21 protein-coding genes are annotated in these 24,106 nt (G+C 34.8%); 2 read left to right on the forward strand and 19 right to left on the reverse strand.

The window, feature by feature from the left end:
- The first annotated feature begins 32 nt into the window (after positions 1-32).
- Positions 33-1,754 carry a recombinase family protein gene (locus CD29_RS04630; protein WP_036183412.1) on the forward strand — a complete coding sequence of 574 codons (1,722 nt, stop codon included), beginning with the start codon at positions 33-35 and terminating at the stop codon, positions 1,752-1,754.
- Here the strand turns inward: CD29_RS04630 and rlmH are convergent.
- The 19 genes from rlmH to rpsF all read right to left on the reverse strand — a co-directional run bounded on the left by rlmH (position 1,689) and on the right by rpsF (position 23,372).
- On the reverse strand, positions 1,689-2,168 hold the full coding sequence (rlmH, locus tag CD29_RS04635) for a 23S rRNA (pseudouridine(1915)-N(3))-methyltransferase RlmH (RefSeq protein WP_036183415.1): 480 nt from the start codon (positions 2,166-2,168) through the stop codon (positions 1,689-1,691). The two genes, CD29_RS04630 and rlmH, sit on opposite strands and share 66 nt — an antisense overlap.
- Before the next feature lie 231 nt (positions 2,169-2,399).
- The gene (locus tag CD29_RS19930) at positions 2,400-2,564 is read right to left on the reverse strand and encodes a CxxH/CxxC protein (protein WP_036183417.1); all 165 of its coding nucleotides are present in this window, start codon (positions 2,562-2,564) and stop codon (positions 2,400-2,402) included.
- 201 nt (positions 2,565-2,765) lie between these two features.
- Positions 2,766-4,124, reverse strand: a complete 1,359-nt coding sequence (locus CD29_RS04645; RefSeq protein WP_081976142.1) for a S1C family serine protease — start codon at positions 4,122-4,124, stop codon at positions 2,766-2,768.
- 183 nt (positions 4,125-4,307) lie between these two features.
- Positions 4,308-5,096, reverse strand: a complete 789-nt coding sequence (locus tag CD29_RS04650; RefSeq protein WP_036183420.1) for an MBL fold metallo-hydrolase — start codon at positions 5,094-5,096, stop codon at positions 4,308-4,310.
- Positions 5,097-5,107: 11 nt separating this feature from the next.
- Positions 5,108-5,923, reverse strand: coding sequence for a two-component system regulatory protein YycI (locus CD29_RS04655; RefSeq protein WP_036183423.1), 816 nt, complete (start codon positions 5,921-5,923; stop codon positions 5,108-5,110).
- Positions 5,910-7,235: a YycH family regulatory protein gene (locus tag CD29_RS04660; protein ID WP_052123997.1), complete on the reverse strand. Its 1,326-nt coding sequence runs from the start codon at positions 7,233-7,235 to the stop codon at positions 5,910-5,912. Before CD29_RS04660 ends, CD29_RS04655 begins: the two co-directional genes overlap by 14 nt.
- Positions 7,226-9,064, reverse strand: coding sequence for a cell wall metabolism sensor histidine kinase WalK (walK, locus tag CD29_RS04665; protein ID WP_036183426.1), 1,839 nt, complete (start codon positions 9,062-9,064; stop codon positions 7,226-7,228). Before walK ends, CD29_RS04660 begins: the two co-directional genes overlap by 10 nt.
- 5 nt (positions 9,065-9,069) lie before the next feature.
- On the reverse strand, positions 9,070-9,780 hold the full coding sequence (gene yycF / locus CD29_RS04670) for a response regulator YycF (RefSeq protein WP_036183429.1): 711 nt from the start codon (positions 9,778-9,780) through the stop codon (positions 9,070-9,072).
- A gap of 287 nt (positions 9,781-10,067) precedes the next feature.
- Positions 10,068-11,543 (reverse strand): M23 family metallopeptidase, encoded by a 1,476-nt coding sequence (locus CD29_RS04675; protein ID WP_036183431.1) that lies wholly within the window; start codon positions 11,541-11,543, stop codon positions 10,068-10,070.
- Between the two features lie 586 nt (positions 11,544-12,129).
- A complete protein-coding gene (locus tag CD29_RS04680) occupies positions 12,130-12,963 on the reverse strand; it encodes a glycerophosphodiester phosphodiesterase (protein ID WP_036183434.1) in 834 nt (277 codons plus the stop codon).
- Positions 12,964-13,799: 836 nt separating this feature from the next.
- Entirely contained in the window at positions 13,800-15,086 is a 1,287-nt protein-coding gene (locus tag CD29_RS04685; RefSeq protein ID WP_036183436.1) for an adenylosuccinate synthase, read from the reverse strand.
- Positions 15,087-15,281: 195 nt separating this feature from the next.
- Complete coding sequence (gene dnaB, locus CD29_RS04690) at positions 15,282-16,646, reverse strand: replicative DNA helicase (RefSeq protein WP_036183439.1); 1,365 nt, start codon at positions 16,644-16,646, stop codon at positions 15,282-15,284.
- A gap of 12 nt (positions 16,647-16,658) precedes the next feature.
- Entirely contained in the window at positions 16,659-17,105 is a 447-nt protein-coding gene (gene rplI, locus CD29_RS04695; protein WP_036183441.1) for a 50S ribosomal protein L9, read from the reverse strand.
- Positions 17,102-19,075: a DHH family phosphoesterase gene (locus CD29_RS04700; RefSeq protein ID WP_036183444.1), complete on the reverse strand. Its 1,974-nt coding sequence runs from the start codon at positions 19,073-19,075 to the stop codon at positions 17,102-17,104. Before CD29_RS04700 ends, rplI begins: the two co-directional genes overlap by 4 nt.
- A gap of 12 nt (positions 19,076-19,087) precedes the next feature.
- Positions 19,088-20,032, reverse strand: a complete 945-nt coding sequence (locus tag CD29_RS04705; RefSeq protein WP_036183447.1) for a YybS family protein — start codon at positions 20,030-20,032, stop codon at positions 19,088-19,090.
- Positions 20,033-20,249: 217 nt separating this feature from the next.
- Positions 20,250-21,941 carry a methyl-accepting chemotaxis protein gene (locus tag CD29_RS04710; protein ID WP_036183449.1) on the reverse strand — a complete coding sequence of 564 codons (1,692 nt, stop codon included), beginning with the start codon at positions 21,939-21,941 and terminating at the stop codon, positions 20,250-20,252.
- Positions 21,942-22,199: 258 nt separating this feature from the next.
- Complete coding sequence (gene rpsR / locus CD29_RS04715; RefSeq protein ID WP_036183451.1) at positions 22,200-22,439, reverse strand: 30S ribosomal protein S18; 240 nt, start codon at positions 22,437-22,439, stop codon at positions 22,200-22,202.
- A gap of 56 nt (positions 22,440-22,495) precedes the next feature.
- Positions 22,496-23,038: a single-stranded DNA-binding protein gene (gene ssb, locus CD29_RS04720; protein WP_036183455.1), complete on the reverse strand. Its 543-nt coding sequence runs from the start codon at positions 23,036-23,038 to the stop codon at positions 22,496-22,498.
- A gap of 46 nt (positions 23,039-23,084) precedes the next feature.
- A complete protein-coding gene (rpsF, locus tag CD29_RS04725) occupies positions 23,085-23,372 on the reverse strand; it encodes a 30S ribosomal protein S6 (protein ID WP_036183457.1) in 288 nt (95 codons plus the stop codon).
- A gap of 168 nt (positions 23,373-23,540) precedes the next feature.
- Between rpsF and CD29_RS04730 the strand changes: the two genes are divergently transcribed.
- Positions 23,541-24,095, forward strand: coding sequence for a DUF3267 domain-containing protein (locus tag CD29_RS04730; protein WP_408056600.1), 555 nt, complete (start codon positions 23,541-23,543; stop codon positions 24,093-24,095).
- Positions 24,096-24,106 lie beyond the last annotated feature (11 nt).

Genomic DNA, 24,106 nt, shown 5'->3' on the forward strand with positions numbered 1-24,106 from the left:
CATATTAAAATTACAAGGAAGGGAGGATTTTTATGCATGAAATAAAACGTGTCGCAATTTACTGTAGGGTTTCTACCGAAGAGCAGGCAACGGAAGGATACAGCATAACTGCCCAATTACAAACATTACGTCAATATACTCAATTATATGGTTGGGAGATTGCAGAGGAATATGTAGATGAGGGAATAAGCGGAAAGAACATAAGCGGTCGCCCTGCTATGCAAAAACTTATTTCAGATGTTGAAAAGGATAAATTTCAAGCTGTTCTTGTTTGGAAGATCTCACGCCTATCAAGAAATATGTTAGATACTCTCACTTTATTAGACAAATTCGAAGATTATGGAGTAAAATTCATCTCTTACTCTGAAAACTTTGATACAGGCAGTCCAATTGGTCGTTTAGTTGTTCAGCTAATGGCTTCCATTGCGGAAATGGAGCGTAACACATTAGCAGAGAATGTTAAATTGGGAATGAAACAGCGAGCATTAGAAGGTTCATGGAATGGAGGCGTTGTATTCGGTTATGACAATATTGAAAAAGAACTTGTAATTAATCAAAAAGAGGCAAAGATAGTGCAATTAATCTATCAGTTATATGCTAATGGTAAAGGTTTAAAGGCAATAGCAAACCACCTAAACAAAGCAGGATATCGTACTAAACGAAATCGCCTTTTCTCCATCAATGGTATTGCTCAAATCTTAGATAATATTACTTACAACGGTAAAATCAGTTGGCTAAAGGTAGAAAATTGGGATACAAAACACAGGAGAGGTAAAAACCCTAATCCTATTATTGTCGAAGGACAGCATGAAGCCATTATTTCCGATGAATTATGGAGTATGGTTCAAGCAAGGCGGAAAAGCAAGTCATTTAAACAAAGGCAATCCAATGAACCTTTTTTACTTAGCAGTCTTTTGCGTTGCCCTGATTGTAGTCAAGGTATGGTTCCTGCAATTACAACACATAAACGAAAGGATGGAACAAAGAAGAAATACCGTTATTATGTGTGCTCTAACTTTCATAACAAAGGTTCATCAGCATGTAGAGCAAATTCAATAAAAGCTTATGTAGCAGAATACGAAGTAATTAATAAGATTGAGAAGATCCTTTCCAACCAAAAACAGTTATTCTCTACACTTCAATCTATAAATTCTACTTCGATTGAATCTTTAAACCAACTCAATACTGAATTGAAACAAGTAGAAAATCGCCTTTCTGAAATACAAGAGCTACAGAATCGTTACTTGGAAGCATTTGAGCGAAAGACCTTACCAATAGCAATCTTGCAAGAACGATTACAGCATGTCTCTAAAGAAAAAGCAGAGTTAGAACAAAGGCACAATGAAATCACTGGGCAATTAAGCTCGAATGATGCAAAAGTAATCCAACCAGAGCTTATCCAAAAGCTTTTAGACAAATTCCTTTTAGTCTATAAACAATCATCAAGAGAAAGACAAAAACATTTACTTCAACTCTTGCTTAACAAAATTACAGTAAAGCACCCAATTGGGCAATCACGAATGGTCGATCAAGTTGAACTCGACTTTGACTTTTCAGAGGTCAATATTTCTAAGTCCTTCACACTTATCCACATGTTGTATCGAGAAACGGATAATGCAAATGGTTTTCCACAGCCAATACCCGCTTCCTACAACAAAATACCACCTTATTTACATCATTTTTTGCCTCTATTTATGATACGGTTCTCCCTTGATTATCCTAAAACTCCGATAGATTTGCTCAACCAAGACTAATTTCATCAGCTGGTGTGGAAGGGTCATTTTTCCAAAACTCAGTTTTTCATCCGCGCGCTTCATGACATCCTCATGTAATCCGAGGGATCCGCCAATAACAAAAGCAATTTTACTTGTCCCATATGTCATAAGAGATTCAATATCAGCAGCCATTTGCTCAGAAGATTTCATTTTACCTTCAATGGCTAGCGCAACAACATGCATGCCATCACTGATTTTTGATAGGATTCGTTCGCCTTCTTTTTTCTTTACAATCTCCATTTCAGCTTCACTTAACTGCTCTGGTGCCTTTTCGTCTGGAACCTCAACCAAATCGACTTTGGCATAACCTCCTAGTCGCTTGACGTATTCGTCGATTCCCATTTTTAAATACTTTTCTTTTAACTTCCCTACTGAAATGATTGTGATATTCACAACTTATCCACCTTTACAATACATAAACACATGTTTATTCACATACTTATATGGTAAGGGGTACTATTTCCCAAATCACTAGTACCCCGATAAGATCTACTTTTCTTAACTATTTCCCACATTTCACTATTAACTATTCACAGCTTATTAACATTTACATTTTGTTTACAAACATTTTATCCACAAAGTTGTCCACACTATTCACAATTAGTATCCATATATTGTGTAAAGTTATTTTCTTGATACAATATATGTTGCATCTTCCTCACAATAAGAACATTTTGTGGATAAGTTATCCTCGCTATTATACTTGTCTAATATCGGAAACTCTCCTGTCTCTGCAACGAACATATCTAGAGCTTGATTGATATGGGTTTCACAGCTAAACTTCTCCAAATTTAAAACCTCCTTTGAGCACAAAATTTCCACAAAGTTATTCACACTTTGCACTAAATTATCCACAAACCATTGTAACAAACTAAAAACGAGTAGGAAAGAGAAGGCTTCTCTTTCACTACCCATTGTGTAAAAGTCTATTCACATTTTATAGTTTATCCACAAATCCAACATATACTGTTTAAATCTTCTTCACAGCGCTTATACACTTGTGCCTTCAGTTAATTTTAATTCTAACTCTACCATCTCTCCCTGACGATACACTTTTATCATTAATGTATCCCCAATTTCTGTTTCGTTGTATAAATGTTGACGTAAATCTATAGAATTCTCTACTTTCTCGCCATCCATTTCAACAATAACATCATATTGTTTAACTCCAGCTCGGTCTGCAGGTGAACCTTTCACAACTTCAGAAACAACGACGCCTGTTGTCACTTCTTCAGGTAGTCTTAATGTTTGTTGTTGATAAAATGCAGGCACTTCCGTTAAATCTAAAAGACCAATTCCCATAGTAGGACGTCTTACTTCTCCGTTTTTCTCTAACTCTTGAATAATGGGGATCACTGAGTTGATCGGAATTGCAAAGCCAAGTCCTTCAACAGTTGATTCTGCAATTTTCATCGAGTTAATACCTATTAAATCCCCTGCTATGTTAATTAGTGCTCCTCCACTATTCCCTGGGTTAATCGCAGCATCTGTTTGTAAGACTTCTGTTTCCCAATCCTGAACACCATCTGCATTTAAGTCCACTGGTACCGCGCGATCCTTCCCTGAAACAACTCCAGTTGTAACAGAGCCATAAAAGTCTAAGCCAAGCGGATTTCCTATCGCAATAACTGTTTCACCTTGTTTAAGTACTTCAGAATCGCCAAATTCAGCAACAGTGTCTACATTTTTACTATCTATAGATATTACAGCTAAATCCGTCCAAATGTCACTACCAACGAGGGTAGCTTCTTCTTTTGTTCCATCAACTAATGTTACTTCTAACTGTTTTGCTTTTTCTACTACATGGTAGTTTGTAATAATGTACGCCTTATCGTCTTCTATTTTGTAAATCACACCTGAGCCATTACCTGCTTCACGTTCCATTGATCGTTGGTTCCAAAAATCCGTTACTTCTTGGATATTTGTGATCCCTACAACCGCATTTGAAACCTTTTCAACAGCAGTTGTGATATCAGTCGTAACCTGTGTGGCTGTTTGTTCAATTGGGGTAATCTTCTCTCCATTTGAATTTGCAGAACCATTTGGTAGCTGTCCTACCATGGAAGGAAGGAGAAGCCACATAATTAGCGCACCAACAATAACGCCTGCTAAACCACTGACAAAATAGCCACCTTTATGTCCCTTTTTTTGGTTTGCTCGTCTTTTATTTTCTTCTTCTTCTTCTCGCTTCAGTCGCTCTTGAAGTGGAGAGAATTGTGGATTTGAAGAATACTGTAAGTTTTCGTTGAATTGGTTTGCTGTATTGTTTTGATGATTCGTATTATACGAATCATTTTGTGAATCATTATGAATGTTGTTTTGATTTTCGTTGTCATTATAATTACTCATGAAATTCACCCTTTCCTTTCTTCTGTCATTATGATACAAATCAAACATTAAAATTACATGAAAATGAATTAAAACCAAAATAAAAAGAACTTTGTTTGGCACAAAGTTCTTCTAAGTTTAATAAAAATATTTTTTAAATTATAAAGGATATTTGATACATGTAGGAATACTTACTCAATTTAATTACACTGTTACTAACAAAGTAGGCTCTTCAGCATCTGTGTCGTGTAAGTGTACGTATTCTCCTGTAATAATTCCACATGATTGTAACGTTTGACTGACACTCATCCGCGCTAAGTCTTTCATATTATTATCTTTACTTAAATGTGAAAGATAAATTTGTGTTGGCTTTTCAAAAACAACCTCACTCATTGCAATTGCTGCATCTTCGTTAGAAACATGTCCAACATCACTTAATATACGACGCTTAATAGACCACGGATAGCGTCCCATTTGAAGCATACCGATATCGTGATTACTTTCAAAGACAAAGGAATCTGCTCCACGAATAATCCCTTTCATTCGATCACTTACGTATCCCGTATCTGTAATAACAACTAGTTTGCGATCATTTTCATGAAAAGCATAAAACATTGGATCTGCAGCATCATGGGAAACAGCAAATGATTCGATACTTAACGAACCAAAGGATTGAACAGTCTCCATATTAAAGAGGAACTTTTGATCATCAGGAATATTGCCAATTAAACCATCCATTGCATTCCATGTTTTTTCATTTGCATAAATTGGTACTTTATATTTTCGGGCTACTACGCCTAGTCCTTTAATATGATCACTATGTTCATGGCTTACAAGGATGCCAGACAGCTTTTTCATATCGCGATCAATTTTAGCAAATAGTTGCTCCATCTTTTTCCCGCTCAATCCTACATCTACTAGAAATGCGTGTTCATCATTCTCTACATAGATTGCATTTCCAGAACTGCCACTTGCTAAAACACTAAAACGCATAATATAACTCCCTATTCTTCGTCTTCTTCTACTTTTGTTTGGTCTAGTTGTACATCAATCACTTTTCCTTCAACTGCATTAGCAAAATACTCTTCTTCCTGGCCGTCTTTTGTTTTAACACGTATTTCCCATGTTGGTACAAAGACTTGTGTTTGAGTGGATTTTACTAGTGTTGAATAGCCAAGTTTCACTTGTGTAATATGTGAATCTGGTTTTAACAATTGTTTAGAATAAAACACTTGGATTATTTGAATTGGTGACCATAGATCTTCTTGTTCTTCAAACTCTTCTAAATCGACCAACAATGTTTGTTCATACTTGTATATTTCATTGTCATTATTCCAATAGACCTTAACCATTCCATGGTTATTGTAATAGATTGTCCGATTATTAGTACGTTGGAAAAATGTTGTGGTTTGGTTCGTCTCATCTACTTCCCATAACGTATAATATGGGTTATCAATAATATAGGTTTGTAGAAAATCAACATAACTCAAAGGATCATTAACATCATTTACTGCGATGGGTTCGTCAAATGTAACAATAATTTTTGATTCACTTTCAATGGTTACTTCTTGGCCATTAATAAAGTGCAAATCTTCTTCTGTAAAATGTTTAACACTTCCGGACAAGTACGGTGCCGTTTCAATATTAGGTAATGTTGAATACGTAATATTATCATCTTTCAATCTAGCTTCTATTGTTTTCTCACCTAATACTTCAACCTTTTGCGCCTCTGTATGTCTATTCAAGTAAAGCGAATATAGGAAAATGTCTAAAATAAGGAAGACGATGATGAAGATTGACTTTGATTTACTCCAATCCATATTCATCCCCTCCTAAAATTTCAGATGTTAGACCAATCCAGTTATCATTTATAATTGCAAACCATCTTGGCTCAAGAGCATATCCACTCTCACTAATTTGAGAGAAATAATAGCCTATATATAGTTCATCAATGCTTTCTAGCTTAACGTTTTTAGAACGCTTTATTTTCTCAATCATTTCAATACCTGAAGGAAGCTTTACAATATTTTTATCTGATGAAATATTAGAATCTAAAAAGTAATAAGGTCTTCGGTAGCGGAATATTTGATTGTCTCCCCATGTAGTGGAAATTTTCGTAGTAATGCTACTAAAGACTGGTAACCCCTGTAAGTAAAGTTGATACTCAACGATGTGTCTTGTAGTATTCATATTTTTAAATCGATAGCTTCCAGTGAAGCCACCATGGTCATTAATAAACTCGAAGCTATCTAGTAAAAGTGTTGCACTTGGTATTTCACCAATACTTTCAGATGCAGGGTACACATAATTTAACACTTTACTATTTGAATCCACTGTCATTAAAGCCATTCCATCAATATACTTATCCGACGATGTACTATCAATGCTTCTTTGAACGATACTTGGTTCGATAAATAATATATCTTTAAACGTATTTGGTGAAATTTCGCCAATTGTGTAAGTTAAATTTAATAGTTCTATAGGACTTTCCGGTACATATAATGAGAGTGCATTTCCACGCGCAATTTCAAGGTAGTTTCCTAAATTACTTGAAGGCTTAATAATTTTAGAAATGAATTGATAATAATCGACTGCAATATTTGTACTATAAGAAGTTCTCTTTTCACTATTCACAAAATAGATTGTAATCCTATTTTCAACGGACAAATTACTCCAATCAATAATTAACCGATTAAAAGAAGCATCAGGTAAATCCGATTGTGTCAGTAATAAAATTGAATTCATTATTTTAATAGGTACTTCTGCATCGTAGAAAAGTGTAATTCGTTTATCCTCATTGGTTAAACTATTCACTTTCTGTTCAGATAAATTTCCTTGTATAAACTTAATTTCGGAAGATTTCCATGCTGCTAAATTTATTAATACTTCATCTATTTTAGAAGAATCAACCGTACCTTGGAACACCCCTTCATCTTTATAAAGAATACGAAACGGCTTTACCACATCATGGAGGGTCTTTTCTGTTCCAAGGTTAATCTGATTCACTCTAGTATCATTGATAGTTTGCAAATTTGGCGTGTAGTTCCATATTGAGAAGGTTAGTAACATGCTTAATAGGACTAAGACTGTTAAAACAATTGATTTAAATAGTTCAACAATTTTCAATCCCATTCACCCGCCTCGTCTAATTCGAATGGCAATGTGAAGAATACCGTTGTACCAACACCTTCCTCACTTTCTGCCCAAATATGTCCCCCGTGAGCTTCAATCATTTCTTTTGCAATGGCAAGGCCCAGCCCTGTTCCTCCCATTGCTCGTGATCTTGCACGATCCACTCGGTAGAACCGATCAAAAATTCTTCCAACATTTTCTTTTGGAATACCCATACCATCATCTGAAATCATGATTTTTATTAAGTTTTCTTGAACGGTTACACCAAATCGGATGTTCCCGCCATCAGGTGAGTATTTCAATGCATTTGAAATAATATTGTCAATCACTTGAGTCAATTTGTCAGCGTCAATTTCTACAAAGTAAGAATTTTCTGGTAAGTATCTCTTAAATTCTACATTTTGAGATTTTGACATTTCAAATCGATCAATAATTCGATTAAAGAATTTATTAAACTCAACAAATTCCTTATTTAAATTATACTCTCGGGCATCCATTTTAGATAATTGCAATAAATCATTTACTAGTCTGATCATGCGCTCTGTTTCTGTTTGAGTAACATTTAAAAATGTTGGTGCAATTTGTTCATCACGCCACGCACCATCAGCTAATGCTTCTAGATAACTTCTCATCGTTGTCAGAGGAGTGCGTAATTCATGAGAGACGTTTGATACGAATTCACGTCTTTCCATTTCAATCTTTTCTTGTTCGGTAATATCGTGTAGTACCGTAATTAAACCATTCACAAATCCTGTTTCCTTTTGAATTACCGAGAAGTTTGCGCGTAAAATTAGGCGGTTTTCATGCGTACTAAAATCTAAGTTAACTGAATCCTGTGTATTAATTAAATCTTCAAAGCTATACTCTTTTTCTAATCCAAGCACAGATGCGATTGGGCGATTCAACGTTGTTTCCCTTGAAATTTTCAGAAAGCTTATTGCAGGGTCATTAATTAGTATGACTTTCCCTTTTCGATCTGTGGCAATTACCCCGTCAGTCATATTCGTAAGTACAGAAGCAAGTTTTCTTCTTTCAGCTTCTGTTGTTGACTGTGCCTCTTGAAGTCGATTTGTTAAATGATTAAATGCAATGGCTAATTGCCCGATTTCATCATCCCCATAAACACGAACTTTTCTTGAGAAGTTTCCTCTAGACATCGCTTGTGCTTGTTTTCTCATATCTGAGATTGGTCCAGTTATCGTTCTAGCAATTAAAATTCCAAGAATTATTGTAATTACAAGTGAAATGGCTGTACCCACAGCAAAAATCCGGTTAATTTCGTTCACTTGGTCAAAGACATTTTCAATATTAGATTCGATATAGATTGTCCCAAGAATCTCACCATTGGGACCAACAGTATCAAAAATTGGTGCGGCTAATATCCACACTCGTTTTTGGGTATCAGCATCAAGAACAATTTTATCGATCGCTGTTTGTGCTGCGATTGATTGGTTTACAATTTCGTGATTTCCACGTTGACCAACAATTGATTGGTTACTAATATCAGAAGTTGCTAGAACTCGATTTCGTTTATCTATGACACGAATTTCATTAATATCTCCTGTGGCAAATTCACGAATAATAACATTTAAGCTTTGCCCAATGGTTGGCGAAACTTCTAAATCTCTTTCTTTAAGCATTTCTTCACGAATACTATATTGAACTAGGTCAATTCGTTGAAAAATAGAGTCTTGGAAATTCGCTTTTAAATTTTCTTCTAGTTCCTTTGAAAAATAGAGTCCAATAATTTGTAAAGCAATAATAATTAAAAGTACGTAAATTAATACGAGCTTTACATGTATGGATTTGAAAAAGCCTACTTTCTGCATCTAATTTACTCCTGCTCAGGATTTCGTAAGTAATACCCTACACCTCGGCGAGTTACAATCCAGTTTGGATGACTAGGATTATCCTCAATTTTTTCACGTAACCTACGGACAGTTACGTCTACTGTTCGTACGTCACCAAAATAGTCATAGCCCCAGACCGTTTGTAGTAAGTGTTCACGAGTCATCACTTGGCCTATATGCTTAGCTAAATAATGGATCAATTCAAATTCCCTATGTGTAAGTTCAATTGCATCGCCACGTTTTAATACTAAATATGCATCTGGCTGAATAACTAAAGAGCCCACTTCAATTTCATTTGACTCTTCTTTTACATCCTGTGCTGTCGCATTCACTTGAAGGCGTCGCATGTTTGCTTTTACACGGGCAATTAGTTCACGAGTACTAAATGGTTTTGTGACGTAATCATCTGCTCCCATTTCAAGGCCAAGAACTTTATCAATTTCTGAACCCTTTGCTGTTAACATAATGATTGGGAAGTCGTACTTTTTACGAATTTCGCGGCACACTTCCATACCATCTCTTTTAGGTAGCATAATATCTAATAACATCAAATCTGGTTGTGATTCTTCTACTTTTTGTAAAGCTTCATCACCATCATAGGCACAGATTACTTGATAACCTTCTTTAATTAGGTTGAACTGCAGAATATCAGCAATCGGCTTTTCGTCATCTACAACTAAAATAGTTTTTGTCATGTTTATTCTCCTTTATCTTCTTTTTATCTATATATTCAAGTTCTTAATATTTAATCTCTCATGGCTATTTTTAAAAGTACTTACAATATTATATCAAACAATATAGAATTATTTTCTGGGAAATAATCCTCTAACTAGCGAATCAATTCCTTATATCTATCTTAACACCACTAAATTACATTTGGGAAATATATCTCTTTGTATATTTCATGAGATCAAAAAAGTTAGCAATAAAATAAATAAAAGACAGTCCTAAGCTAACGAACTGTCTCTCAACCTAAAAGTTATTAAAAGTATGATAGTGGATTTACCACTGACCCATTTTTGTGAATTTCAAAATGTAAATGTGTACCTGTAGAGTTGCCTGTTGAACCCATAATTCCGATAACAGAACCTTTTGGTACAATTTGTCCTACTTTCACATTGATTTTTGAAAGATGTGCATAGATTGTTTTATAACCATTATTATGATTGATAATAATACGATATCCATAAGAACCATCCCAACCTGCAGCTGTTACTACACCATTATCTGATGCTTTTATATTGTAGTTAGATGGTCCAGCGATGTCTATACCTCTATGGTATGAACCCCAACGAGAGCCCATACTACTTGAAATATAACCGCCAACAGCTGGCCAAGAAAAATCACCTGTTCCGCGTGATGAAATTACTTTCGTTCCAACTCTAACAACTTGTTTAATAGGTTCTTTAAGAACAACTTCTTTTGTCACAGATTTTTCAGTAACTTTACCATTTACTGCTGTAATTAAATAAGAAGTTTGCTTTTCCCCATCGGCACCCTGTTGTTTAATGACTGTTTCGCCTTTATACATTGTAGAGTCTTCTTCTACGATTTTCTCGTAGTTTATGTTTTCATTTAGTAATTTTTCTTGAACAACTTGAACATTGACTAATGGCTTTAACACAGTTACATTTATTTCTTGACCAATTTGTAAGAGTGAATTTTCATTTAAATCGGGATTTAGTTCTAACAATTCTGCAGTCCTTAAGTTATGTTTCATAGCAATAGCTCCAAGGACATCACCCGCTTGAACCGTATATAATTCTTTTTCTAATGTACCAGTTTGTAAATATTGTACAGCCTTTTCAGGTGTTAATATTTTGTTTGGCGCAATTTCTGTTTCAGTTCCAGTTACAGATTCAATTTTCACATCTAGTATTCTCTCTTGACCAACTTTTAAAGCAGGTAAAGGCTGACCATTTTGTTTGTATGACTCTAATTGTGTTAGTTGTTCTTCTGTAACAAATTGAAGTTTTAATAATTTAATTGTTTTTTCATAGTCGCTACTATCCTTAAGATAAACGACAGGTTGACCGTTCACACTTAAAGCAAATGCATCAGCTTTTGCTACTAACTGTTCTTTTAACGTATTTAACACTTCTTGATCATTCGTTTTATATGAAAATACCTGCTCTGGGATGATAGAAATGCTTGACTGTGCATCCACAGAGTATTCTTTAAATTTTGATTTCGCTTCTTTTTCTTTTTCTTCGATAATATTTTCAACAGCATCTGCATTTGAAACAGCACCGATGTAATTTTTCGCTAAATAAATATGATAAATCTTATCTAAGGAACCCTTGTCTTCAGAACCTTTAGCAAAAGCTAAATTAAATGTCACACTAGATAACAATATAGCCGTGACAGTTGCGGTTTTGATCATGCCCCTATGGTTTTGTAAAAGACTAGTCGTATTTTGCTTTGCAAAGTCTCTTTTTTTGTTCCACTTCGAACTCATAAATAAGCCCCTTCCAAAGTCCATAAATATATAAAAAGGTTAATTCTACCATGTATATTTTCTCACTACTAAACTGTACCATAATCCTAAAATGAGTGGTATAGTTTGAGCCTTTTGTAATGTAAATGTATTATTTGCATATTTTTTGTTACAAATATAATGGTTGGAGTAATATGCAACATACTATTAAATTTTATTTTTACTTATTATTTTTCATATTTTTGGGTTTTTATACATAATTCTCTCTCTTTTTCTAAAGGATAGTATAAATGATTATAGTAGGACTTTATATTTAGATAGATTATCAGCAGGAACACGAAGTTGAATAACTTTAACTAAGCTTTATTTAAGGGAAATAAATAAAAGGAGTGTTTTATGTACTGTAAAGGTTGTTCGAGGCGATTTAAGTTAAGCAAGAGGAAATAAAATCACAGACCTTATTGAAAATGAAAAAGTGCTAGACTCTGTAAAAATTCTACATTAGTCTGCACCTTTGAATTGCACAGCTCATATTCTTTTAAATTATCATATTCGAAATTTAACTAATGACCTATTATGTCACCCTAATTAATTTTTCAAAAATAAATTACTTTAAGATATCAGGATCATCCGTAATAATTCCATCAACACCAAGATTATATAGTTTAGATGCTAAAGATTGTTTTTTTATTGTATAAGGAAACATCGTCATATTATTAAAATGAACACGTTCCACAAGTTCTGCTGTCACCATATTAAAGTTGGGATTAAAATAATCTGCGTAGGTAGCGAATTCTTCTAATTGCCTGTCAGATACACCTTTCCAATCATTCCTTACTAGTACGCCATGAGGTATATCAGGCAATAATTCTTTTGATAATTTAATAGATTCATGATTAAAAGATTGAATAATAATTTGATTGCTGTTTGCAGATACAAGATTATGTTCTTTTAAGGCATTAGCAACTTTTACCTCAATGCCTGGGTAAACTTCTGGGAACTTTAATTCTATTAAAATACTTATTTTGCCTCCAAATTCCGTTAATACTTCATCCAATGTAGGAATTGTTTCACCAGCAAATTCTTTGCTAAACCAACTTCCAGCATCTAAAGATTTTAATTTATCCAAAGTATAGGTATTAAGACTACCGTATCCATTTGTCGTTCGATCTACCGTGAGATCATGTATAACTACCGGTATTCCATCTTTCGTCATTTGGACATCGAATTCTATATAATCTGCCCCCATCTCAACACTCATTGTAAACGCAGCCATTGTGTTTTCTGGCGCATATGCTGATGCACCACGATGGGCAATATTTATCATATTCTCTTGGGCATCCACTATTATAGTTTCCTCAGCAAAGGATAACACTGTTGCAGTTACAGTTCCTATGATAATGATGACTGATAAGAAAATGACTGTTACTGTTTTTTTCATAAGGGGTTGCTCCTTTTAATGAGTATTTTTCTTTGATATAAATTCATTAATCTTTTGGGGGATTTATATATTCTGAAAATTTGTAATACTCAATATAATTCGTTTTAAATTGTAATATTTCCTCTTTAATTTGAAAATTCGACAAAAAAAGTTATGACTTTCTTACCAAACTTAAATTATAGGGATTTCTCACTATACTACTAATAGATTCATTTCATCATTAAATTATGATGGTAAATGTCCCTTATTCAGTAACTATTTGGTCATTTGAATCAGCTAAATTAGCTACTCCAGATTGGGTTAACTACATTTGTTTGTTACTATATCTGCACTTCGCACAGAAATAACGTGTAAAAAAGCTCCTTAGGATATATATCCTAAGGAGCTAAAATAACCTATTTCCAAATTTCCTGTACCACGTTAGTTTGCACCTGTTCGGCGCAGAACATAGAAAGATAAGATTACTAATACTTAAGTCATTAGCAATTGATTTACTACTCCCAAATAGGGTTAACTACATTTGTTTGTTGCTGTTGCTGCTCTTTCGCACAGAACTAACGTGGTTAAAATATAAACTCCCTAAGATGCATATCCTAAGGAGTTAAAATAACCTATTCCCAAATTTCCTGTACCACATTAGTTTGCACCTGTCGCAAGCTTTCGGTGCAGAACATAGAAAGATAAGATTACTAATACTTAAGTCATTAGCAATTAATTTACTACTCCCAAATAGGGTTAACTACATTTGTTTGTTGCTGTCGCTGCTCTTTCGCACAGAACTAACGTGGTTAAAATATAAACTCCCTAAGATGCATATCCTAAGGAGTTAAAATAACCTATTCCCAAATTTCCTGTACCACGTTAGTTTGTTCACGAGCTGGTCCTACAGAGAAAGTCATTAAGTTAATGCCTGTAAGTTCTACAACACGTTCAACATATTTACGTGCATTTTCAGGTAATTCGTCTAGTGTACGAACACCTGTAATGTCTTCTGACCAACCAGGTAATTCTTCGTAAACTGGTTTACAAGCTTCTAAGACATGTAAACTCGCTGGGTATTCAGTAATAATCTCACCATTGTACTCATAAGCTGTGCAAATTTTAACTGTTTCTAAGCCAGAAAGTACGTCGATTGAGTTTAACGCTAAATCTGTAATTCCACTTACACGACGAGAGTGACGAACTACTACAGAGTCAAACCAACCTACACGACGGGGACGACCAGTAGTTGTACCATATTCACGACCTACTTCTCGAATTTGGTGACCCACTTCATCGAATAATTCTGTTGGGAATGGTCCATCACCTACACGAGAAGTATAAGCTTTAGATACTCCAACAACACGGGAAACATGGGAAGGACCTATTCCAGTACCTGTAGTTACACCACCAGCAACTGGGTTAGATGATGTAACAAATGGATACGTACCATGGTCAACGTCTAACATTACTCCTTGTGCACCTTCAAATAATACACGTCCACCTTCATCTAGTACGTCATTTAATACTTTCGAGGTATCTGTCACGTATTTTGCAATTTCTTGACCGTAACCATAATATTCTTCAAAAATATCGTCAAAATTTAAAGCTTCAACTTCATAAAACTTTACAAATAGACGGTTTTTCAACTCTAAATTCTCACGAAGTTTTTGTTCAAATACTTCACGATCCAATAAATCTGCAATACGAATTCCCATACGTGCAATTTTATCTTGATAACATGGGCCAATGCCTTTAATTGTTGTACCAATTTTTTTATCTCCACGAGATTCCTCATCCACTTTATCCTGGTAAATGTGGTATGGAAGGATAACTTGAGCGCGGTTTGAAATTTGTAAGTTTGAAGTATCAATTCCACGTTCCTCTAAACCTTTTAATTCCTTTACGAGTGACTTTGGATTAATAACCATTCCGTTACCCATAATTGAAGTTTTTTCTTTATAAAAAATACCTGATGGAATTAAATGTAGCTTATAAGTTTCTTCACCAATTTTAATTGTATGTCCAGCATTATCCCCACCAGAAAAACGTGCAATTACATCTGCCTTTTTTGATAGGAAGTCTGTAATTTTCCCTTTACCTTCGTCTCCCCATTGTGTTCCAACAACTACTACTGATGTCATATGAGCACCTCCGAAAGTCGCAAATTGCGTACTTTATACAATTTTAACGAGCAATTTAAAACAAATCATTGCTCGACTCGTTTAAATCTTGCACTAAACAGAAATATTGTAACAATGATCATTAGTGTAGTCAATAAAAAACGAACGTTACTAATCTGACAGATTAATAATGTTCGTGTTCTATTACTTTTGTTTTTACTCTCTATTTGGTTGCCCGCCTGGATGCTGTGACCAATCGATATTGATAAACTTATTAAATTCTTTTTTAAATGCTAGTGTTACAGTCCCTGTAGGACCGTTACGTTGCTTTGCGATAATAATTTCAATCATATTTTTGTTTTCAGATTCCTTATCATAATAATCATCACGATATAGGAAGGCAACGATATCCGCATCTTGCTCAATACTTCCAGATTCACGAATGTCACTCATCATCGGGCGTTTATCTTGTCTTTGTTCAACTCCACGAGATAACTGTGATAAGGCTATAACAGGTACTTTAAGTTCACGAGCCAATGCTTTTAAGGAACGGGAGATTTCAGAAACCTCTTGTTGACGGTTTTCTCCCGGTTTCCCACTTCCTTGGATTAGTTGTAGGTAGTCAATTAAAATCATCCCAAGGCCATGCTCCTGTGCAAGACGTCGACATTTCGCTCTTAATTCACTAACACGTACCCCAGGTGTATCATCGATAAAGATACCTGAATTTGATAAGCTACCCATGGCCATCGTTAACTTACCCCAGTCTTCTGTGCTTAAAGCACCTGTACGTAAAGCTTGTGCATCGATGTTCCCTTCCGCACATAGCAAACGCATTACTAACTGTTCAGCTCCCATTTCGAGAGAAAATATTGCTACATTTTCATTTGCTCTGATAGCTACGTTTTGCGCAATATTCAGGGCGAATGCTGTTTTCCCTACTGAAGGCCGTGCAGCAACAATGATTAAATCGTTACGTTGGAATCCAGCAGTCATTTTATCTAAATCTTTGAATCCTGTTGGAATTCCTGTAACGTCCCCTTTTCGATTTTGAAGCTGTTCAATATTATCATACGTATTTACAAGGACGTCTTTAATATGTTTGAAGTCTCCTGAATTTTTTCGGTTGGAAACTTCCATAACTTTTTTTTCAGCTTCTGATAAAAGAGCAGCTACTTCATCTTCTCTTGTATACCCGTCTTCAACGATGTTAGTTGCTACTCGTATTAAGCGACGTAATAATGATTTTTCTTCTATGATTTTCGCATAATGTCCTACGTTTGCCGCAGTTGGTACCGCATTAGCTAATTCAGTGAGATAGGAAAGCCCCCCCACATCCTCAAGCTCTTTTTTACTCGATAATTCTTCTGTTACCGTAACGACATCAATTGGTTTACCATGATCACTTAAGTCAAGCATCGTTTGAAAAATCTTCTGATGGCTAAGACGATAAAAATCTTCTGCTAATAATATTTCAGAAGCAGTAATTAATGCAGTTGGATCTAGAAAAACTGCACCTAAAACAGATTGCTCTGCTTCATGATTATGAGGTGGGACCCGATCCATCATGGTATTAGTCATACCATTCTCTCCTTACGCTTCTTCAGTTACGTGAACTTTTAACGTTGCTTTCACTTCTTGATGTAATTTAACTGGAATATTTGTATAACCTAAAGATCTGATTCCTTCACTTTCCATCTTACGTTTATCGATTTTAATGCCGTGTGCTTTTTGAAGCTCGTCCGCAACTTGTTTCGTTGATACAGAACCAAATAAACGTCCACCTTCACCAGACTTCGCTTTAATTTCCACTGTTAGTTGTTCTATTGTTTCTTTTAACTCTTTTGCTGCTTGTAATTCAGCTGCTGCATTTTTTTCTTCTAATTTTTTTTGACCTTCAATTTGACTTAATGCTTGTTTAGAAGCTTCTACAGCATAACCATTTTTAATTAAAAAGTTTTGTGCATAGCCATCAGCTACGTTTTTAACTTCGCCTTTTTTCCCTTTTCCTTTAACGTCTTTTAAGAATACAACTTTCATTCTTCATTACTCCCTTCATATATCTCCATTATTGCTTTTTTCAATAATTGTCGTGCTTCAGAAATTGTTTCTACTTCCATCTGGCAAGCTGCATTAGTTAAATGGCCGCCTCCACCAAGTTTCTCCATAATCAATTGAACATTGATTTCACCAAGAGATCTAGCGCTAATTCCTATTAAACCATCCGAACGATGTGCAATAACAAATGATGCTGATACGTCCTTCATAGCTAATAGTATGTCTGCTGTTTGTGCGATGAGCACAGTATCATAGAATCGATTATCTTCACCATGAGCGATTGCCATTCCTGGATAGACAAACTCCACAGTTTGAATAATTTTAGATCGCTCAATATAAGTGTTTACATCTTCCTTTAATAATCTTTGGACTAGAATTGTATCGGCGCCATAAGTTCGTAAGTAAGATGCCGCCTCAAACGTTCTTGCACCAGTACGAAGAGTAAAACTTTTTGTATCAACGATAATTCCAGATAATAAAGCAGTTGCTTCTAATTTGGATATTCTATTGACTTCAGGTTGATATTCTAAAAGCTCTGTTACAAGTTCGCATGTTGAGGAAGCATAAGGTTCCATGTAAACAAGGGTTGGATTTGCTATGAAATCTTCCCCTCTACGGTGATGATCGATAATGACAACTTTATCACACAGATCAAGTAGTTGCTCGTTAATAACTAAGCTTGGCTTATGAGTATCAACCACAACTAACAGTGATTTTTCAGTCATTTTTGCTTGTGCTTCTTCAGGAGTGATGAAATTCCCGTAAATCTCTGGGCTCTTTTCTATCTCTTGGAATAGGCGACTTACACTTCCATTTAACTCATCAAAGTTTACAACCACATAGCCTTTAACTTTGTTTTTTTCAACCATTTTTCGAACACCCATACTGGCACCAATGGAGTCCATATCAGGGTTCTTATGGCCCATAATAAACACTTGGTCACTTTCTTGGATTAAATCTTGTAAAGCATGGGAGATTACACGTGCTCTCACGCGAGTTCGCTTTTCAACAGGATTCGTTTTACCACCATAAAATTTCAATTTTCCATCTGGTTGTTTAATGGCGATTTGGTCTCCACCCCGACCTAATACAAGATCCAAGCTTGACTGTGCAAGCTCACCAAGTTTAATAAGTGAGGATGAACCTGCACCTACACCGATACTTAATGTTAGTGAGAGGTTTTTTTGTGAAGTTTTTTCACGAATATCATCTAATATCGCAAATTTACCTTTTTCAATTTCTTTCAAAATTGATTCGTTTAATATAGCTAAAAACCGATCTGATGAAATTCTTCGAGCATAGATTCCAAATTTAGCTGCCCATTCATTAATAATTGATGTAACCAATGTATTTGTTAAACTTCTATTTTGATCGTCCATTCCTTGGGTAATTTCGTCATAATTATCAATAAATAAAATAGCGATTACAGTTCGATCTGCATAATATTTCGTTTCAATTTTTAACTGTTCAGTTACGTCAAAGAAATATAATAGTCTTTCTGTCTGTTTATAGATCACCTGATATTTTCGTTCTCCAATAGTGACGACAAATTCATGTTTTTCATCAGACTTTGTTAATTGTCGTAAATCCTCTGAAAGAGCGAATAATTCCTCTCCTAAAAGGCTATCTACTTTTAGTATATTGAGCATAAAAGGATTCGCCCACTCAATCATATATTTATCATTGATAAGTAAAATCCCTATTGGCATTTCTAATAATGCTTCTTCTCCAACCTTTTTTAATCGATAAGAAAGCGATTCAATATACTTTTCGATTTTTATATAGGATTGCTTCTCGACTTTCCATGCATGAGCAATTCCAACAGCCATTACTATTGCCACAGATATACCAACCCAAATATTCCAAATGAGTAGTAAAATCACTGCAATTAGTCCAATAATTGATAAATACAGAAGTGGATGTCGTATTGGTCTTTTCCTATAAGTATCCATGAGATCAGCTCCTTACTTCTGTGTCTTATCTTTTACTAGTGAGCGAATGTTGAAACCTAAATCCACTATTCCTATTAAGATAACAAGGTTGTAAAAAGGAATTGTCAATATGATTACAAGAACTTTTACAAGGTTAGTTAATTTAACTTTCTTGTCTATGAAATAGAGAATAAATGATAGTCCTTGAATCGTTAATAACACCCATAAAATCATAGATAAATTTAAACAAATAACATATAAGGTCGAACCAATTTCAGGTCGCACAAACATATTAACCGATAGTACGATTAAGTAATACCAAAGAATTGATTTAGGTAATTTTAGATCTTTTAAAGCATTAAATTTTGGAACCGTTACACCTAAACGTTTTAAGATTGGTAAATTAATCGAAATAATGACTAATGCCAATGCAAACGCTGCTAAAGTAACAGCAGCTGGTATTGTAATTTCTAATGTCAAAAAGAGTAACTCTAAATTTTCTTGTGTTATCGGAGATTGACCTGTAACATTTTGCGCAAGTTTAAAAGACTGTTCGTAACTTGTACGTAGCATTTGCATAGATTCTTTAATAAAGTCAATTTCAAACAATTTCAAAGTGATCAAATAATCAATTGCAAAAGTAATTAAAACCGTAAGTCCCGTTGACATAAGGATAAATATTTTGCTTTTCTTAAGCTTTAAATTAATCCCTATAACAAAGCCAATTGCAGCAAAAATCATAGAAAACGGTAATATTAACAATCCACCAATAAAGAAAGTTAGGACACATCCAAGTATTGCGACTAAGATTGATTGATTTCGTTCATAATTGGCGCTATACCATGCGAGTGGCAATGGCGCAAATAAAGTTGCAACAATGCTCACAAGTGGAACATATATTGCAATAGCAATTAATACTACAAATATGGCAATCATCATTGCACCTTGAGCAAGTCCCTTAGTTTTATTATTCGGCATTTAAAACCTTCCTTTTAGCTAGTTCAGATATATACTCATTCGTATATTGTATCACTTTTTCAACTATTGGACAAAAATGCGAGAGTGAGGATTATGACTAAAGTATAATTGGAATTGGATTATAGAAGGAATTTAAATGGATTCTTCTAAACACAAAAGGGGCTTGCCAATAGTTATATATTCTACCTATTGGAGCCCCATGTGTTATGAAATGCTTTTAAAGCTTAAATTTATTGACTAAACCATTTAGTTTTTCAGCTAACTGAGAAAGGTCATTGGCACTGTTAGAAACCTCATCCATCGAGCTACTTATTTGTTGAGTTGATGCAGAAGTTTGTTCTACACCTGCGGCTGATTCTTCTGAAATAGCAGCGATTTCCGAGATATAACCATTCATTTTTTCACTGTCTGTTGCAATGTTTGAAAGATTCTTAGAAACTGTAGATATACTATTTGCCATCTCCATTATGCTAGCGTTAATACCAGCAAATGTTTCTTGAGTGTTTTCTATTTGGGTTGTTCCCAGTACGACTTCCTTATATCCATCTTGTAATGCTGCTGTTACTACACTTGTTTCATTTTGTATACCAGTAACGATTTCAGTAATATCAGTTACAGATCTAGAGACTTGTTCAGCAAGTTTTCTTACTTCATCCGCAACTACAGCAAAACTTTTGCCATGCTCACCTGCTCGTGCTGCCTCAATAGCTGCATTTAGAGCTAGTAGGTTTGTCTGATCAGCAATTTCATGAATAACTGAAACTAATTTTGATATTTCTTGTGATTTTATGTCTAAGCCCTGTACCTTTTGAACAGAGTCTTGTACAATTCGGTCAATCTTAGCCATTTGATCATTCGATGATTCCATCAATTGACTGCCTTCGATAGTCATACGTATAACTTCGTCTGAAGACTTCTGAACGTTTTCACCCATTGTATTTGCTTCTATAACAGAAGTTGAAAATGACCCCATGAGGGAAGCAAGTTCACTAGCCGTTTTCGCCTCTGATTCTGTACCAGCGGCTAACTCTTGCATAGTAGCTGCGATTTGCTCTGTACCTGTACTTACTTCATTTGCAGATTGAGTAAGTTCTTCACTTTGCCCTGTTATTGATCCTGAGACACCGTTAATTTCCGTTAGTAATTCACGAATACTATTATTCATTTCATTAGTTGCAACAACCAATTGACCTACTTCGTCTTGTGATTTTACTTCTAATGGTTCATTGCTTAAATCACCTGATGCAATCAACTTCATTCTTTCTTTCACTTTAATTATCGGTTTAGAAATAATATTGGAAGTAATGAATGCAGCAGCTAAACTTATTAGAATCACTAATATTGGCACTACAATTGCTAGAAATAATGTACTTTTACCATTTTCAATGATTGTTGTCCCAGCGGCACTAATCGAATCTCTACTTTGATCTGCCAATTCATCATAACCTGCCAAAAGTTCTCGAACCACCGAATCTTTTTTAGCTAAATTTTCTCTAGCTAATTCAATATTACCTTTTTCATACTCCTCAAAAACATCACTTGCTACATATGTTCGCCACTCAATAGTCTTTTTAATGAGTGCATCAAATTCCTCAGAAGCTCCTATTTCTCTAATATTTGCTTCTAATTGTTTACCCTCTTCAGTATAATCATTAAAACGGTCTTTAAAGTCACCACCGAATAAAACATAGCCACGAGCTGTTGATATTCGATTCGCAATTGTAGTTGCCATTTCTTGATTTGCGATTAAAATTGGAAGCTCTTTTTCTATAATATTTCTTGCTTCCTCGTTACTTTTTACTACCGATGAATAATTATAAATACCATATACTAAAATTAATAATATGACTAATGAAAACCCAAATAGCATTTTCATCCGCAAACTTTTAAATGAAATACCTTTCTTCACTACTCCTGCTCCATTTCTTATAATATTTATACACAAACAAATGTTACTAATCATTAACAATTGTTACATATCATTTTTTCTAAATCAATGGTACTTAATTGATAAAATCCTAACATAATAATCAGGAAATGACCTTCAAACCATCTCTTTATAACCATAAAAATTCCATTAAATAGTTAATGTTAAATCTTTGTTCTTTGTACAAATAAAAAAACACAACAAAGGTTTTAAAAACCCTTGTTGTGCTTTATATAAATCTTATTTGTCTTCAGCTACGAATGGAAGAAGTGCCATAATACGAGAACGTTTAATAGCTGTAGTTAATTTACGTTGGTATTTTGCACTTGTACCAGTTACGCGACGTGGAAGAATTTTCCCACGTTCAGAGATGAACTTTTTAAGTAAATCTACATCTTTATAGTCGATGTTCGTAATGTTGTTAGAAGTGAAGTAGCAAACTTTACGGCGTTTGCGGCCTCCGCGACGTTGTGCTGCCATTTACTTTTCCTCCTTTATAAGTTTTTAACTAGCGTATTTTCGTCCAACGCTAGTGGTTAGAATGGTAAGTCATCTTCAGAGACTTCAATCGGTCCTTTGCTAGAAGCAAATGGATCCTCATCCATTCTTGTATAATTTTGCTGATTTTGAGGCGGTTGATAGGAAGCAAACGGATCCTGTTGTTGCTGGTTGCCACCATACTGTGGTTGGCTTGTACCATAACCAGGCTGATTGCCATATGATGACTGTGCTCCATACTGCTGCTGAGTGGCACCTCCACTACGTGGTTCTAAGAACTGTACTGAATCTGCAACTACATCTGTTGTATAAACACGCTTTCCGTCTTGACCTTCAAAGCTTCCTGTCTGAATTCGGCCTTCAACTCCGATCAAACTTCCTTTTTTCATAAAGTTTGCTAAGTTTTCAGCTTGTTTTCTCCATGCAATGCAGCCAATGAAATCCGCTTCGCGTTCACCTGATTGGCTCGAAAATGTTCGGTTCACAGCAACTGTAAAACGAGTCATCGGAACGCCACTTGGTGTATAGCGTAGCTCAGGATCTTTCGTTAGTCTTCCAACTAATACGACACGGTTAATCATCTTATACAACCTCCTTTTTTCAGCATTTTGTTTATTTTAAAATTTATTAAGCATCTTGGCGAACAGCGATGTGACGAATAACGTCTTCGCTAATGTTAGCGATACGAGTGTACTCATCAATTGCTTCAGTACCAGCGTTTACTTTCACGATTTGGTAGTAACCTTCGCGTAAGTCGTTGATTTCATAAGCTAAGCGGCGTTTACCCCACTCTTTTGCTTCGATGATTTCTGCACCATTTGAAGTTAATGCTTCAGTTAAGCGTTCTACAACAGCTTTTTTAGCTTCGTCTTCAATGTTTGGGCGAATGATGTACATTAATTCATACTTTCTCATCTTTATTTTGCACCTCCTTATGGACTTTGGCTCACCAACAATAGGGAGCAAGGAGTGAATAATCTTGTTACTCACATCTTCGAATTGTATCATAGAACAAGTGACCTTGCAATAAATAATATCAAATCCCATTCAATAAGTAATTCAGTTATAATAATAGTAATGGAGGTGGAAAATTTGAAAGATACATTAAACCCTCGAATTATTGAATTAGATATGAAAAAAATAGCTAAAGCAAATCTTTGGGCTACTTTATGGTTAACGATTTTATTTATTATTATTAATAGCCTAATTCATCAAAGATTTTCAATGTCGATTAGTTTTTGGACTTTTTTAGTTTTTATTATTAGTTATTTTGCATTAATTGCTTTACATGAAATTTTTCATTTAATCGGCTTTGTGTTATTTGGTAAAGTGAAATTTAAGGAACTAGACTACGGGGTGAATTTAAAACTTGGCATTGCTTATGCAACAACGTCGAAACCTTTAAAGAATCATATTATGAGAAAAGCTATAATGCTTCCATTTTGGACGACAGGTGTTTTGCCTACTATTATCGGATTTGCAATAGATTCATATTTAGTTGTAATTCTTGGTGCATTCTTAATAGCTGGCGCAGTTGGTGACTTTTACATGTATAAGGAATTGAAAAACTTCCCAGATAATAGTTTGGTGAAAGATGATCCTCAATTACCTAAGCTTTATGTATATGATGCAAACTAAAACTACCCACT

Source organism: Ureibacillus manganicus DSM 26584 (assembly GCF_000772945.1).
Taxonomy (GTDB): domain Bacteria; phylum Bacillota; class Bacilli; order Bacillales_A; family Planococcaceae; genus Ureibacillus; species Ureibacillus manganicus.

What these genes read in the sequence shown, in the direction of transcription:
- CD29_RS04705 (WP_036183447.1), bottom strand. Translation starts at nt 20,032, where the DNA reads ATGCCGAATAATAAAACTAAGGGACTTGCTCAAGGTGCAATGATGATT.
- CD29_RS04645 (WP_081976142.1), bottom strand. Translation starts at nt 4,124, where the DNA reads ATGAGTAATTATAATGACAACGAAAATCAAAACAACATTCATAATGAT.
- walK (WP_036183426.1), bottom strand. Translation starts at nt 9,064, where the DNA reads ATGCAGAAAGTAGGCTTTTTCAAATCCATACATGTAAAGCTCGTATTA.
- CD29_RS04680 (WP_036183434.1), bottom strand. Translation starts at nt 12,963, where the DNA reads ATGAAAAAAACAGTAACAGTCATTTTCTTATCAGTCATCATTATCATA.
- CD29_RS04655 (WP_036183423.1), bottom strand. Translation starts at nt 5,923, where the DNA reads ATGGATTGGAGTAAATCAAAGTCAATCTTCATCATCGTCTTCCTTATT.
- CD29_RS04630 (WP_036183412.1), top strand. Translation starts at nt 33, where the DNA reads ATGCATGAAATAAAACGTGTCGCAATTTACTGTAGGGTTTCTACCGAA.
- CD29_RS04700 (WP_036183444.1), bottom strand. Translation starts at nt 19,075, where the DNA reads ATGGATACTTATAGGAAAAGACCAATACGACATCCACTTCTGTATTTA.
- yycF (WP_036183429.1), bottom strand. Translation starts at nt 9,780, where the DNA reads ATGACAAAAACTATTTTAGTTGTAGATGACGAAAAGCCGATTGCTGAT.
- CD29_RS04650 (WP_036183420.1), bottom strand. Translation starts at nt 5,096, where the DNA reads ATGCGTTTTAGTGTTTTAGCAAGTGGCAGTTCTGGAAATGCAATCTAT.
- dnaB (WP_036183439.1), bottom strand. Translation starts at nt 16,646, where the DNA reads ATGACTAATACCATGATGGATCGGGTCCCACCTCATAATCATGAAGCA.
- rpsF (WP_036183457.1), bottom strand. Translation starts at nt 23,372, where the DNA reads ATGAGAAAGTATGAATTAATGTACATCATTCGCCCAAACATTGAAGAC.
- CD29_RS04675 (WP_036183431.1), bottom strand. Translation starts at nt 11,543, where the DNA reads ATGAGTTCGAAGTGGAACAAAAAAAGAGACTTTGCAAAGCAAAATACG.
- rpsR (WP_036183451.1), bottom strand. Translation starts at nt 22,439, where the DNA reads ATGGCAGCACAACGTCGCGGAGGCCGCAAACGCCGTAAAGTTTGCTAC.
- CD29_RS04660 (WP_052123997.1), bottom strand. Translation starts at nt 7,235, where the DNA reads ATGGGATTGAAAATTGTTGAACTATTTAAATCAATTGTTTTAACAGTC.
- rplI (WP_036183441.1), bottom strand. Translation starts at nt 17,105, where the DNA reads ATGAAAGTTGTATTCTTAAAAGACGTTAAAGGAAAAGGGAAAAAAGGC.
- CD29_RS04685 (WP_036183436.1), bottom strand. Translation starts at nt 15,086, where the DNA reads ATGACATCAGTAGTAGTTGTTGGAACACAATGGGGAGACGAAGGTAAA.
- ssb (WP_036183455.1), bottom strand. Translation starts at nt 23,038, where the DNA reads ATGATTAACCGTGTCGTATTAGTTGGAAGACTAACGAAAGATCCTGAG.